Annotated in this window: 11 protein-coding genes; 10 read left to right on the top strand and 1 reads right to left on the bottom strand. The window is 66.0% G+C overall.

Going from position 1 to position 14,307, the window contains the following annotated elements; translation table 11 throughout:
* Nucleotides 1-244 precede the first annotated feature (244 nt).
* The 8 genes from MOK15_RS04300 to MOK15_RS04265 all read left to right on the top strand — a co-directional run bounded on the left by MOK15_RS04300 (nt 245) and on the right by MOK15_RS04265 (nt 11,220).
* Nucleotides 245-1,879, top strand: coding sequence for a TldD/PmbA family protein (locus MOK15_RS04300; RefSeq protein WP_242930477.1), 1,635 nt, complete (start codon nt 245-247; stop codon nt 1,877-1,879).
* 95 nt (nt 1,880-1,974) lie between these two features.
* Nucleotides 1,975-3,309, top strand: coding sequence for a TldD/PmbA family protein (locus MOK15_RS04295; protein WP_242930476.1), 1,335 nt, complete (start codon nt 1,975-1,977; stop codon nt 3,307-3,309).
* Nucleotides 3,310-3,465: 156 nt separating this feature from the next.
* Nucleotides 3,466-4,161, top strand: coding sequence for a DUF4159 domain-containing protein (locus tag MOK15_RS04290; RefSeq protein ID WP_242930475.1), 696 nt, complete (start codon nt 3,466-3,468; stop codon nt 4,159-4,161).
* 127 nt (nt 4,162-4,288) lie between these two features.
* On the top strand, nt 4,289-5,278 hold the full coding sequence (locus MOK15_RS04285) for a MoxR family ATPase (protein WP_242930474.1): 990 nt from the start codon (nt 4,289-4,291) through the stop codon (nt 5,276-5,278).
* A gap of 11 nt (nt 5,279-5,289) precedes the next feature.
* Nucleotides 5,290-6,183 (top strand): DUF58 domain-containing protein, encoded by an 894-nt coding sequence (locus MOK15_RS04280; RefSeq protein WP_242930473.1) that lies wholly within the window; start codon nt 5,290-5,292, stop codon nt 6,181-6,183.
* A complete protein-coding gene (locus MOK15_RS04275) occupies nt 6,180-7,328 on the top strand; it encodes a BatA domain-containing protein (RefSeq protein WP_242930472.1) in 1,149 nt (382 codons plus the stop codon). The genes MOK15_RS04280 and MOK15_RS04275 overlap by 4 nt, the downstream gene beginning before the upstream one ends.
* Nucleotides 7,325-9,442, top strand: coding sequence for a DUF4175 domain-containing protein (locus MOK15_RS04270; RefSeq protein WP_242930471.1), 2,118 nt, complete (start codon nt 7,325-7,327; stop codon nt 9,440-9,442). Before MOK15_RS04275 ends, MOK15_RS04270 begins: the two co-directional genes overlap by 4 nt.
* Nucleotides 9,439-11,220: a carboxypeptidase regulatory-like domain-containing protein gene (locus MOK15_RS04265; protein ID WP_242930470.1), complete on the top strand. Its 1,782-nt coding sequence runs from the start codon at nt 9,439-9,441 to the stop codon at nt 11,218-11,220. The genes MOK15_RS04270 and MOK15_RS04265 overlap by 4 nt, the downstream gene beginning before the upstream one ends.
* Here MOK15_RS04265 and MOK15_RS04260 read toward each other — a convergent pair.
* Nucleotides 11,205-11,663, bottom strand: coding sequence for a hypothetical protein (locus MOK15_RS04260; protein WP_242930469.1), 459 nt, complete (start codon nt 11,661-11,663; stop codon nt 11,205-11,207). The two genes, MOK15_RS04265 and MOK15_RS04260, sit on opposite strands and share 16 nt — an antisense overlap.
* Before the next feature lie 172 nt (nt 11,664-11,835).
* Between MOK15_RS04260 and MOK15_RS04255 the strand changes: the two genes are divergently transcribed.
* Nucleotides 11,836-12,507, top strand: coding sequence for a spermidine synthase (locus tag MOK15_RS04255; protein ID WP_242930468.1), 672 nt, complete (start codon nt 11,836-11,838; stop codon nt 12,505-12,507).
* Nucleotides 12,508-12,583: 76 nt separating this feature from the next.
* Nucleotides 12,584-14,212, top strand: coding sequence for an alpha-D-glucose phosphate-specific phosphoglucomutase (locus MOK15_RS04250; RefSeq protein WP_242930467.1), 1,629 nt, complete (start codon nt 12,584-12,586; stop codon nt 14,210-14,212).
* Nucleotides 14,213-14,307 lie beyond the last annotated feature (95 nt).

Here is a 14,307-nt window from a genome sequence, read left to right as displayed (position 1 = left end):
GCGGGATGGTATAGGCCTTTCCCGCCATTTTTACATGTCGACGCGACGCGCGTGGCCAGCGCTTTTCGACAGATGTCATCTGTCGAAAGCCATGGAGCCGCTTCTTGCGCGTTCGTAAAAGATGTTTGACCCGGCCTGTACGGACGGCAATGATCCCGCCTTATCAAACCGGTACGGCAGCAGCGCCGCAACCCAATCATAAACCGACCCGCGCCATGCGGGCATAACAGGCGGGAGACACCCCTTGCACAGACGCGATTTTCTGGCCTTTGGCGCCGTGGGCGCAGGAGGGCTTATCCTTCCTTCCATGTTCGGCAAGGTCATTGCCGCCGAGGAATTGAACAGCGCCATCGACGTGGCAGTCAAGAAGAGCCTGGCCGACGCCGCGATGAACGCTGCGAAAAGTGCGGGCGCCAGCTATTGTGACGTGCGCGTCGGCCGCTATCTGCGCCAGTTCGTCATCACCCGTGAGCGCAATGTCGAGAATATCGTCAACACCGAATCGTCCGGCGTCGGCATCCGCGTCATCGCCAACGGCGCCTGGGGCTTCGCCGCAACCAACGAGATGACCCAGGAAGCGGTCGCTAGGGCCGCGCAACAGGCCGTCGCCATCGCCAAGGCCAACGCACCGGCCCAGACCGCGCCGGTCGAACTCGCGCCCACCAAGGGCGTGGGCGAAGTCAGTTGGAAGACCCCGATCGTCAAGAACAGCATGGCCGTGCCGATCAAGGACAAGGTCGACCTGCTGATGGGAGTGAACGCCGCGGCCATGGATGCGGGCGCTGACTTCATCCGCTCCATCCTGTTCCTGGTGAACGAGCAGAAATATTTCGCCAGCACCGACGGCAGCTATATCGACCAGGACGTGCACCGCATCTGGGCGCCGGTCGAAGTGACCGCCGTCGACAAGGCCAGCGGCAAGTTCCGCACGCGCGAGGGCCTGTCCGCACCGATGGGCCTGGGCTTCGAATATCTCGATGGCGCAGCCTCGGGCAAGACCGTGCTGCCCAACGGCGTCATCGTCTACGGCAACAGCTACGACATGAAGGAAGACGCCGTCGCCGCCGCCAAGCAGGCGCGCGCCAAGATCAAGGCGCCCTCGGTGAAGCCCGGAAAATATGATCTGGTGCTCGACCCGTCGCACACCTGGCTCACCATCCATGAATCGGTCGGCCATCCGCTCGAACTGGATCGCGTGCTGGGTTACGAAGCCAATTATGCCGGCACCAGCTTCGCCACGATGGACAAGCTGCAAAGCCATTTCCAATATGGCAGCCAACAAGTGAACATTGTCGCGGACAAGACCCAGCCGGGCAGCCTCGGCGCGGTCGCCTATGACGATGAGGGCATCAAGACAAAGAAGTGGGATCTGATCCGCGACGGCAAGCTGGTCGGATACCAGGCGATCCGCGATCAGGCCCATATCGAGGGCAAGAAGGAAAGCGACGGCTGCGCCTATGCCGATAGCTGGTCAAACGTCCAGTTCCAGCGCATGGCCAATGTCAACCTTGAGCCGGGCAAGACCAAGAAGAGCGTCGCCGACATGATCGCAGGGGTCGAGGACGGCATCTACATCATCGGCGACGGCAGCTTCTCGATCGACCAGCAGCGCTATAACGCCCAGTTCGGCGGCCAGCTCTTCTACGAGATCAAGAATGGCAAGATCACCCAGCAGATCGAGGATGTCGCCTACCAGATCCGCACCCCGGAATTCTGGAACGCCTGCGTCGGTGTCTGCGACGCCAGCGACTATCGCCTGGGCGGCTCCTTCTTCGACGGCAAGGGCCAGCCGCCGCAGGTGTCCGCCGTGTCGCACGGCTCCTCGACCGCGCGCTTCAACGGCATCAACGTCATCAACACCGCGCGTTCGCTCGGCTGATCGCTGCAATTTTGGATTGGAGCCTGATTCACGTTTTCGGCGGCAGCGCAAGGCGCTTCCACCTCAAACGATCAGGCTCCTAGGGAGATAAGAAAATGAGCATCCTTACCGAAGCGCAGGCCAAGGCTATCCTGACCAAGGTCGTCGGCCTGTCCAAGGCGGACGAATGCACCGCGCAGCTTACCGGCAAGACTCAGGGCAATATCCGCTTTGCCCGCAACAATGTGTCCACCGCCGGTCTGACCGACGATATCGAACTGGCCGTGCAGGTCGCTTATGGCAAGAAGATCGGCACCGCCACCATCAACCAGTTCGACGACGCCTCGCTGGAGCGGGTCGTGCGCCGGGCCGAAACACTGGCGCAGCTGGCCCCGGACAATCCGGAGTTCATGCCCGCCGTCGCCCGGCAGGTCTACAAGCCCAGCCCGACCTTTGCTCAGGCGACCGCCGACATCACGCCCGATTATCGCGCACAGGTCGCCGCCACCTCGATCAACGCCTGCAAGACGCAGAACCTGATCGCGGCCGGCTATCTGGAGGATGGCCAGAGCTTCAAGGCGATCGCCAACAGCAAGGGCAATTTCGGCTATCAGCGCTCGACCGTACTCGATTATACCTGCACCGTCCGCACCGAGGATGGGCGCGGTTCGGGCTGGGTCGGCACCGACACGCAGGACGCCACCCGCTTCAAGGCGAACAGCGACATCCAGATCGCGATGCGCAAGGCGTCGGCTTCGGCCGAAGCCAAGGCGCTGGAGCCGGGCAAATATACCGTGATCCTGGAGCCGATGGCGGCCGCGGGCCTGATCGGCTTCATGTTCTACTATTTCGGCGCGCGCGAGGCCGATGAGGGCCGCAGCTTCCTGTCGAAGAAGGGCGGCGGCAACAAGCTGGGCGAACAGGTGTTCGGCCCGCAGGTCAATTTCTACACCGACCCGTGGGACCCGGTTGCGCCGTGCGAGCCATGGGACGAGGACGGCCTAGCCCGCCAGCGCATGGACATGGTGAAGGGCGGCAAGATCACCAACCTCAATTACAGCCGTTACTGGGCGCAGAAGCAGGGCAAGCCCGCCGTCGGCCAGATGGGCAATATCCTGATGACGGGCGGCGACAAATCGACCGCCGACCTCGTCCGCTCCACCGAGCGCGGCGTGCTCATCACCCGCACCTGGTATATCCGCATGGTCGATCCTCAGACGGTGCTGCTGACTGGCCTGACCCGCGACGGCACCTTCTATATCGAAAATGGGCAGATCAAATATCCGATCAAGAATTTCCGGTTCAACGAAAGCCCGGTCATCATGCTCAACAATGTGGAAGAGCTGGGCAAGCCCGTCCGCGTGCCGCCAGACGAAGTGTCGATGAACATCGTCGTCCCGCCGATGAAGTTGCGCGACTTCACCTTCACGTCGCTGTCGGACGCGGTGTGACGCCACGGTGCAATGTGCTGACCTATTGATTGCCGTCATCCCGGCGACAGCCGGGATCCAAGGCCGCAAGTCCAGTTTTGTGCGGCACTGGATCCCGGATCAAGTCCGGGATGACGGGTTTCAGCCAGGGTCGGCATGTCGTGACGCAATCTTCCAATGACCCGCAGCGACTTTCTTCGGTTGATGGCCGACGGCCTCGCCAGCACATTGCTGGCCCGCCCACTCGCAGCCGCCGGAAGCTACGACTTCTGGTTCACCCGCCTGCGCTACGATAGCGGCGACTGGGACGTGGACCAGCGCGCGCCGTCGAACATCATCACTTCGCTCATCGACTACACCACCCTGCGCGTCGATCCGAAGGAGCATGTCATCGCTCTGTCGGACCCGAAGATGCTGACGGCGCCCTTCTGTTACATGGCGGGGCACAAGCTGGTGGAATTCTCGCCCGCCGAGCGGCGCAATTTCGAACGCTATGTCCGCAATGGCGGCTTTGTCATGGTGGACGATTGCAATCATGACATAGACGGCCTCTTCGCCCGGTCGTTCGAGGCGCAGATGGCGAAGATATTCGGGCCAAAAGCGATGAAGTTATTGCCCAAGAACCACGGCCTCTACCGCAGCTTCTTCAAGTTCGACGGCCCGCCCAACACCGGGCTGGAACTGAACGGCTGGGGCGACGACCTCGTCCATGATTATCTCAAGGGCATAGAGGTGAACGGGCGGCTGGGCGTTCTGTACAGCAACAAGGATTATGGCTGCGAATGGGATTATGACTGGCGCAACAAACGCTTTCTGGCCGAGGACAATACGAAGTTCGCGGTCAACATCGTGATGTACGCGCTGTCGGTGTGATTTTTCAATTGCTCGTCATTCCCGCGAAGGCGGGAACCCATCTCCGGCGCTCTCCCTCGCTGCAACGTCGGGAGATGGGTCCCCGCTTTCGCGGGGATGACGTCATTATTTAAGGGCCATCAATATCATGACCGACCTCACCGAAGCCGAAATCCAGACCCGCCTTGGCGCGCTGACCCAATTGCGCGCCGCGATCGGCCAGGCGATCGTCGGGCAGGGCGATGTTGTCGAGCAACTTCTGATCGGCCTGCTCGCGGGTGGCCATTGCCTGCTGGAGGGCGTCCCCGGCCTCGGCAAGACATTGCTTGTTCGATCGCTGGGCGAAGCGCTGAATCTCGACTTCCGCCGTGTCCAGTTCACCCCCGACCTGATGCCCAGCGACATTCTCGGCACCGAATTGCTGGAGGAGGATCATGGCACCGGCCACCGCAGCTTCCGCTTCCAGCAGGGGCCAGTCTTCACCAACCTGCTGCTGGCCGACGAACTCAACCGCACCCCGCCCAAGACGCAGGCGGCGCTGCTGGAGGCGATGCAGGAAAAGACCGTCAGCTATGCCGGCGTCACCCATCGCCTGCCCGCGCCCTTCTTCGTGCTGGCGACGCAGAACCCGCTGGAGCAGGCCGGCACCTATCCCCTGCCCGAAGCGCAGCTCGACCGTTTCCTCCTCCATATCCGGGTCGATTATCCCACCGAGGCGGAGGAGCGCGCCATCCTGGCCCAGACCACCGGCTCCAAACCCGCCGCCGTCCCCACCGTGATGCAGGGCGAGGAAGTGCTGGCGCTGCAAAAGCTCGTCCGCGACGTCCATCTGAGCGACGACCTGCTCGACTGGGTGACGCGCATCGTCCGCGCCAGCCGTCCCGGCGACGGCGCGCCGGATGATATCCGCAAATATGTGAAATGGGGCGCCGGTCCCCGCGCCGGTCAGTCGCTCATCCTGGCGTCGAAGGCCCGCGCCCTGCTCCACGGCCGCCTCGCCGCCACGCGCGAGGATATCATTGCGCTCGCCGGCCCGGTCATGCGCCATCGCCTATTGCTCTCCTTCGCTGCCGAGGCGGAAGGGCGCAGCGCCGATGACGTGGTCGCCGCGCTGGTTCGCGCCGTCCCGCTCGCCTGACACCTCCCGCCATGACCGATCTCCTCCCCCCTGACGTGCGCAGCCGCCTTCGCGGCCTGCGCCTTGTCACGCGCCGGGCTGTGGGGTCGCATGGCATCGGCCTGCATCAGAGCCACAGCCGCGGCGCGGGCCTCGAATTCGCCCAATATCGCGCCTATGAACCGGGCGACGAACTGCGCCAGATCGACTGGAAGCTCTACGCCCGTTCCGACAAATTCTTCGTGCGGGAGGCGGAACGCGAAAGCCCGGTCGCGGTCTGGATATTGATCGACGCCAGCGCCTCCATGGGCCAGTCTGACGCCGCCCGCCCCGATTACAGCCGCCTCGACGCCGCGAAAGCCATCGCCGCCGCCGTCGCCGAACTCGCGATGCAGCAGGGCGACCGCTTCGGCTTCATGGCGCTGGGCGACCAGGGACTCGCGCTGCTTCCCCCCGCTACCGGCCTGCGTCAGCGCGACCGGCTGCTACTGGAACTGCTCAAAGTCCGCCCGGCGCGCGGCTTCGCGGCGGAAAGCCAGCTAGGTCCGGTCTGGGAACGGATCGGTGCGCATGATCTGGTGATCCTGCTCAGCGACTGTTTCGACGAAGGCGTAGTGGCGCTGGCAGAGAAGTTGGCCGCCGCCGGACGGGAAACACTGGTGATCGAGATGCTGACCGTCGCCGAACGGGATTTTCCCTTCGACGGCGGCCATCGCTTCCGCGATCCCGAAACTGGCGAGGAACTGCTCGCCGACGGCGCAGCTCTGCGCGCAGAATTTATCGCCCGCTTCGCGCAGGCGCGCGACACGCTCCACGCCCGGCTGGAAGCGACCGGCATCCGCCACGCCGCGCACATCCTCGACGAACCCGTCGACCTCCCCCTGCGTCGCCTGTTCGCGGCTCATGGCGCGGCGGAATATGCATGAGCATGGGCCTGCTTTTCCCGGCAGCGCTGGCCGCGCTCGCGGTGCTGATCGTGCCGCTTATCATCCATATCGCGCGCAGGAGCGAGCAGCAGCCGACCGACTTCGCCGCGCTGCGCTGGCTGCGGCAACGGCCCAAGCCCCGCTCGCGCCTGCGCTTCGACGAATGGCCGCTGCTGCTGCTCCGCCTTGCGCTGCTGGCGCTCGCCGCCCTGTGGCTGGCTCAGCCCGTCCTGTTCGGCGCAGGCGATGACCGCCCCTATATTGCCGTCGTGCCGGGCACACAGGTCGATCCGGCCACGCTGGGCGACGCCCGCCTCCACTGGCTCGCCCCCGGTTTCCCGAAGATTTACGATACCCCGCCCGCCAGCCCGCTGCCGGCCGCCAGCCTGATCCGCCAGCTCGACGCCGAACTTCCCGCCGGGACGCCGCTCACCATCATCACCCCGACCATCATCGAAGGCGCCGACGCCGACCGCCTGCGCCTGTCGCGCGCGGTGACGTGGCGGATCGCGCCCGGCGCGATGCCAGCCCCGCGCGGAACCGCATCCCCCGCGCCCCGCATCGCCCTTCGATCCGATCAGGCCCATGCAAGCGGCCTGCGCTATCTGCGCGCTGCCGCGCTGGCCTGGCAACCATCAGGCAAGCCCACCGCCATCGACAGCGGACCGCTCAACGCACCGCTGCCCGCCATTGACCAGCCCCTCTTCTGGATGGGCGGCGGCACCCTGCCCGCAACGCTCACCCAATGGATCAAAAAGGGCGGACAGGCCATCGTCGCCTCCGACACGCTGATGCCGCAGAATGCCAAAGCCCCCATCCCCGTCTGGCGCGACGACGAAGGTCGGCCCCTGGCGCAAGCCCTGCCCATGGGCAAGGGCCGCCTGCTGCGCTTCACCCGGCCCCTGCTCCCCTCGCAAATGCCCGTTCTGTTGGAAGCGCACTTTCCCGCTCGACTGCGCCTGTTAATCGCACCCGAAACAACGCCTTCCCGCGTCGCCGCAGCCGATTATGCCCCGCTCACCGGCGGCCGATCCTATGACCAGCCGCCCCGGCCGCTCCAACCGTGGCTCGCTCTCCTGATTGCGCTACTGCTACTCGCCGAACGCTGGCTCGCCACCCGCCGCAGCCGGAGCATCGCGCCATGAGCGCCGACGCTCTGTTCACCCACTGGATCACGCCCGCGCGTCGGCGCAGTGCCGCCGACACGCTGACACTCGCACTCCCGCTCCTGCTCGCCGCCGCCACGATCGGCTGGCGTCTCGCCGGCCCGATCGCCGCCATTGCGACCGCAGCGATCGCCCTCGTCATCGCCCTGCTCATCGCCCGCCAGCGTGCAGCCCGCTTCGACCTGCCATGGCTGATCCGTACCCTCGACGCCACGCGCCCCGAACTGGAGGACAGCAGCGCTCTCCTCTTCCCCGACTGCCCGCCGCTTTTCCCGCTCCAGTCGCTCCAGCGCACCCGCATCGCCGCCCGGCTTGACCAGCACACGCCCGAAGACCTCGTCCCGGCCTGGTCGAAACATGCGCTGCTGCTCCTCTGCCTCGCCGCCGCGATCCTGATCGCCGCCGCCCTGCTCTGGCTGCGTGCGGGCGAAAACCCGCCGCTCCTCGCCCCCAGCAGCGAAGGCATCCCCGCGAAACCCGGCATCCCCCGCCTCGTCGCACAAAATCTCCGCATCATCCCGCCCGCCTATACCGGCCTCCCCGTGCGTGACTCCGCCTCGCTCGACGCCCGCGCGCCGCAGGGATCGCGTCTGGAATGGACCCTGCGCTTCGATCCGCAGGCCAGCGCGCCAAAGCTGCTGATGCTGGGAGGCCAGCCGCTTGCCCTGCGCCGCGACGGCCCCCACTGGATCGCCAGCCATGGGCTGGAAGCCGCCTTCCTCTACCGCGTCGATCCCGCAAGCGGCCATGGCCCGATCCCGCCGCTGCATCGCGTGGATGCGATTCCCGACGCCCCACCGCAGGTGAAACCGCTCACGGACAGCCTGACCCTGGTCAAGCCCGGCCAGCATAGCTGGACCCCGGTCTTCGCCGTCACCGACGATTATGGCGTCGCCGCCACCGCGCGCCTGCGCGTCACGCTCGCAATTGGGGAGGGGGAGAATGTGACCTTCACCGAGCGGGAAATCGCCGTCACCGGCGGCGGCCCCGCGCGAGACCGCCGCTTCGCCCCGCGCCTCGATTTCCCGACCTTCGGCTTTGCGGCGGGTGGCGATATGGTGGTGCAACTCATCGTCCGCGACAATCGCAGCCCGTCGCCGCAGGAAGTGCGTGGCCCCAGCCTCATCCTGCGCTGGCCATCGCCCAAACAACCCGAAAGCAGTGGCCTCACCGGCATGGTCAACACCACCCTGCCCGCCTATTTCCGCAGCCAGCGCCAGATCATCATCGACATCGAAAAGCTTCTCAGGGAAAAGCGCGGCCTCGCCCCCGACCGCTTTCTGTCCCGTTCGACCGCGATCGGCGGCGACCAGCAGATATTGCGCGGCCGCTACAGTCAGTTCCTGGGCGGCGAGAGCGAAGGACAACCCGAACTCCCCACCGCCGACGCCGATGGCCATCATGACGGCGACGGCCATGATCATGGCGGCCCGCCGCAGACCGCTCCCACCGTCTTCGGCGAGAAGGAGGATGTGCTGGCGGAATTTGGCCATCCCCACGACGAATCCCCCGCTTCCAGCCTCGATCCCGAAACCCGCGCGATCCTGAAGCAAGCGGTGGACGAGATGTGGCAGTCCGAACGCGACCTCAAGACCGGCCGTCCCGACGCCGCCCTGCCCTATGCCTATAGGGCGCTGCGCTTCATCAAGGAGGTGCAACAGGCGACCCGTATCTTCCTTTCCCGCGTCGGGCCGGAACTGCCGCCGATCGACGCGACCCGCCGCATGACCGGCAAGCGCGACGGGCTGGCCAGCCGCCAGCTCGAAATCACCCCCGTCGAACGGCAGGACGGCCCCGCAGCAGCAGCCTGGCGCGCGCTGGGTGCCGGGCCGGACGCGATCCGGGGACCGGTCAACCTTGCCCCGCTGGAAGGATGGGTTCGCGCCAATGCCGTCCGCCTGCCCGATGCCCTGGCCCTGAGCGGCGCGATCGACGCGGTGCGTCGCGATCCTGCCTGCACGCCCTGCCGGACGAAATTGCGCGCCCAACTCTGGAGCGCGATGGAGCGCCCCTTCGGCCAGCCGGCCCGCCGTCGCCCGGCCGACGCCTCCGGCGCCCGCTATCTCCGCGCGATCGAGGGGGGCGCGCCATGACCCTCCGCCTGATCGTCGCCGCGATCCTCGGCCTTGCCGTGCTGGTCGCCACTGTCCGCCTCATCCTCTGGCATCGCGCGGCGGGGGATCATGGCGCGCGCCTCCGCCTCGCCCTGCTCCTGCTGCTCCAGCCGGTCTGCGCAATCCTCCTCTTCCTCGGCCTGTTCCCGCCCGCCATCAGCGGCGGGAGCGACAATTTGCGGGTCGCCACCGCCGGAGCTTCGCGTTTCTCCCCCACAGGAGCGCCACTTATCGTCCTGCCCGAAGCGGGCAATCTCCCCGGCGAAGCCGTGCCCGACCTCGCCACCGCGCTGCGCCGCCATCCGTCCGCTCGGTCGATAGAGATATTCGGCCAGGGGCTTACGCCCCGCGACATTGATGCGGCACGCCAGGTCGCCGTCCGGTTCAACGCGCCCCCGCCGCCCAAGGGCATCATCAATCTCGCCGTTCCAACACCCACGGCCCCTGGCGCGACCTTCACCGTGGGCGGCACTCTCAGCGGCCTGCCACACGCCTCGCTGGAACTGGTCGATCCCGCCGGCCGCGTAACCGATAGTGGCGCGGCCGATGGCGATGGCCATTTCACTCTGACCGGCACCACCCGCGCGGACGGCGTGGCCGACTTCACCTTGCGCATCCGAGACGGCAACCGCATCATCGAGCAGGCAACCGTGCCCGTCATCGTGCGCGAAAGCGCCAAGCCCCGCCTGCTGATCCTCGCGGGTGCGCCAGGACCGGAGGTCAAATATCTGCGTCGCTGGGCCATCGACGCCGGATTCGCCGTCACGACGCAAATGAGCGCGGGCGGCGGCATCCAGCTTGGCGATGCGCCCGTCTCAATCGACAGCGCGACGCTGCGGCGCTTCGACGCGGTGCTGGTCGATGATCGGAGCTGGGCGGTGCTCGGCGCTCAGCGCAACGCCCTTCTCGGCGCAGTGCGCGACGGGCTGGGCCTGATCCTGCGCCCCAGCGGCCCACTCGACGGCCCAACCCGCAACCAGTGGCAAGCGCTGGGCTTCACGCTCCAGGGCAAGAATGAAATTGCCCCGCTTGCTTTGCCCAAGCCGCCCGCCGCCGCCATCACCCGCACTCGCCAGGGCATCGCCGAAGCCGACAGGCCCGACGATCTAGCGATGCCCGACGACATGCTCCCCGACATCAGCCGCCTTGCCGCCACGCCATCGGGCCGCGACACCGTACCGCTCTTGCAGGACGCCGGGGGAACATCACTCGCCGCCTGGCGTGCGCTGGGAACGGGACGGATGGCGCTCTTCACCGGGATCGACAGCTATGCGCTGACCCTGACGGGCCGCCAGCCGCTCTTCGACCAATGGTGGCGTAGTTTGCTGAGCGCCGTGGCTCGTCCTGCCCCCGCGCCCACGGCGCTCGACGGCATCTATTGGACCGGCGAACGCATGATCCTATGCAGCCTGCCGGGAGAGGCGCAGGTGGAGCGTCCCGAAGGCGGCCGAACCGGCCTGATCCCTCTCAACGGTTGTGCCGCCTTCTGGCCGACAAGCGCAGGGTGGCATCTGCTGAGAACGAAGGACGGCGTAACGCCCTTCCATGTCCAGCTCATCGACGCCCTGCCCGCTATGCGCGCCGCCCGCGATCGCGACGCCACGCTGATGCTACGCGGCGATGCACCCGCCAATATCACCAAAGGCGAGCAGCACCCCGGTCCCGCCTGGCCGTTCCTGCTGGCCTGGCTGGCGGCCAGCGCCCTGCTCTGGGCACTGGAGCGCAGCCGGATCGGCCGTCGTCAGCCGGCGCGATAGACCATGTAGAAATCACGCAACGCCCGCGCGTCGTGCAGCGCATTATGCGGCACGCGGCTATTGGCCGCCGCGCTGAAGCCCGCCGCATTTATCAGTTCCAGCCGCAGCCCGAAATCGATGCCCGCCATCTGCCCCGGCCCCTTGACCAGCAAGGCGCAGAAATGGGCCAGATCCTCCGGCCAGTCGGCGATGATGACGGGATCGGAATCGCCCGCCAGATAGGCCGCGACCAGATCGGCCGCTTCCTCCCGTCCCAGTTCATGGTCGATGCCCGGCGGCACATGGCGCAGATAGGGAATCACATGGGTCGCCACCCATGGCTCGATCTCGTCCGACAACGGCAGCGAGAAATAGAGTTCCTGGTCCCCGTCCTCGGGCACCAGGGCCACGCTGATCAGCGCCCCGCCAAAGCCGTTGAATTCGGTGTCGAGAAAATAGCGCATGAAGAAGAAAGCTGCCTGTCAAGATTCGGTTGGAAAGGTGGCGGGCCGATAGCATCCAGCGTGCCGATCAGCCATGTGTCGACCGGCGCGCGCGACCGCCTGTAGCATTTGCGCGACGGAAGCCAAGCTGCCATGCGCCACATCGCCGATCGATTATGTATGAAGGGGCACTATGACGCCGCGCGAATATCTGGGGTCCGCCGCCGTGCCGGGTGGGCAGGAACTGAAACTCTACCGCCGGGGCGGTGATTTCATGATCGTCCTCGACCGCAACGAATTGATGAGCAGCCGCATGAGCGGTTCGGAAAAACAGCTCGCGCTCATGACGATCGATCGGCTGAAGGGGTGCAAGGCGCCGCATCTGCTGATCGGCGGCTATGGCATGGGCTTTACCCTGCGCGCCGCGCTGGGCGCGCTGGATGCCACGGCGCGGATCACCATCGCCGAACTGGTGCCCGAAATCATCGAATGGGCGCGCGGCCCGATGGCGAAACTGGCGGCCGGATGCCTGGACGATCCGCGCGTCACCCTGATGCTGGACGATGTCGTCCCGGTCATCGCCGCCGGGCATGGGCTTTATGACGCGATCCTGCTCGACGTCGATAATGGCCCCGACGGCCTCACCGCCGCCGCCAACGACCGGCTCTATAATGGCAAGGGGCTGGAAGCCGCCCGCGCGGCGCTCAAGCCCGGCGGCATTCTCGCGGTCTGGTCGGCCGGTTCCGACGACGCCTTCACCCGTCGCCTGCGCGGCAGCGGTTTCCTCGTCGAAGAGGTCGCCGTGCGCGCCCGCGACAATGGCAAGGGGCCGCGCCATGTCATCTGGTTTGCACAAAAACGGTGAACATGCTGCACTGCAATATGCGCCCGCGGGGGCCTCAAAGATTTCTATCGACACGATTGTTCCAAAGGATGCCGGCGTGATCCAGACCGTAACGACCACCCCCTTCACCGACCAAAAGCCCGGCACATCCGGCCTGCGCAAGAAGGTGCGCATCTTCGCCCAGCCCCATTATGCGGAAAATTTCGTCCAGTCGGTGTTCGACAGTCTGGAAGGCTTTGCGGGAACGACGCTGGTCGTGGGCGGCGACGGCCGCTACCTCAATCGCGAAGTCATCCAGACGGTGCTGAAAATGGCCGCCGCCAACGGCTTCGGCCGGGTGCAGGTGGGCCGGGGCGGCATCCTCTCCACCCCCGCCGCCTCGCATCTGATCCGATCGTCGGGCGCATATGGCGGCCTCGTCCTCTCCGCCAGCCACAATCCCGGCGGCCCGGACGAAGATTTCGGCATCAAATATAATATCGGCAATGGCGGCCCCGCACCGGAAAAGGTCACGGACGCGATCAACGCCCGGTCGCTGGTCATCGACAGCTACAAGATCCTCGAAGCCGCCGATGTCGATCTCGACACGATCGGGACCAGCCAGCTCGGCGACATGACCGTCGAAGTGGTCGATCCGGTCGCCCTCTATGCCGACCTGATGGAAAGCCTGTTCGATTTCGCTGCGATCCGCGCGATGATCGCGGGCGGCTTCACCCTCGCCTTCGACTCGATGAGCGCCGTCACCGGTCCCTATGCGGTGGAGATTTTCGAAAAGCGTCTCGGCGCACCCGCCAGCACGGTGATGAACGGCACGCCGCTCCTCGATTTCGGCCATCATCATCCCGATCCCAATCTGGTCCATGCGAAGCAACTTTACGATCGCATGATGGCCCCCGACGCGCCTGATTTCGGCGCGGCGTCCGACGGCGACGGCGACCGCAACCTCATCATCGGCCGCCATTGCTATGTCACGCCTTCGGATTCGCTCGCGGTGCTGGCGGCCAACGCGCATCTCGCGCCCGGCTATGCGCAGGGCTTGAAGGGCATCGCTCGCTCCATGCCGACCAGCGGCGCGGCCGATCGGGTCGCGGAGAAACTGGGTCTGCCGCTTTACGAGACGCCCACGGGCTGGAAATTCTTCGGCAATCTGCTCGACGCGGGCATGGCGACCATCTGCGGCGAGGAAAGCGCCGGCACCGGCTCCGACCATGTGCGGGAGAAGGACGGCATCTGGGCGGTGCTGCTCTGGCTCAACATCCTCGCCGCCCGGAGGCAGAGCGTCTCCACCATCATGGCCGATCATTGGGCGACCTATGGCCGCAACTATTATGCCCGCCACGACTATGAAGCGATCGCCAAGGACAAGGCCGACGCTCTGATGGCGGCGCTGCGAGCCCGGCTCGACAGCTTGCCCGGCACGTCGAACAGCGGCGGCACGGTGAAGAGCGCCGACGATTTCGCCTATACCGACCCGACCGACCAGTCGGTGAGCAGGAACCAGGGCGTCCGCATCCTGTTCGAGGATGGGTCGCGCACCGTCTTCCGCCTGTCCGGCACCGGCACCGAGGGCGCGACCCTGCGCGTCTATATCGAACGCTATGTCGCCCCGGATGGCGACCTCGCCCTCGAAACCGCGACCGCCCTGGCTCCCCTGATCGCAGCGGCGCAGGAAATAGCGGACATCAGTGGCTTCACCGGCATGGACCAGCCCAGCGTCATTACCTGACGGTATCTGTTCCCCGGAGCAGGCCGGGGTCCAGTTCGAACCGTCGGACTGGACCCCGGCTTACGCCGAGGAACAGGTTGGTTTCAATCAGTACA

It is taken from the genome of Sphingobium sp. BYY-5 (assembly GCF_022758885.1).
Lineage (GTDB): Bacteria > Pseudomonadota > Alphaproteobacteria > Sphingomonadales > Sphingomonadaceae > Sphingobium.
The sequence above is the reverse complement of the archived record's forward strand: the minus strand, read 5'-3'. Positions and strand labels throughout refer to the sequence as shown.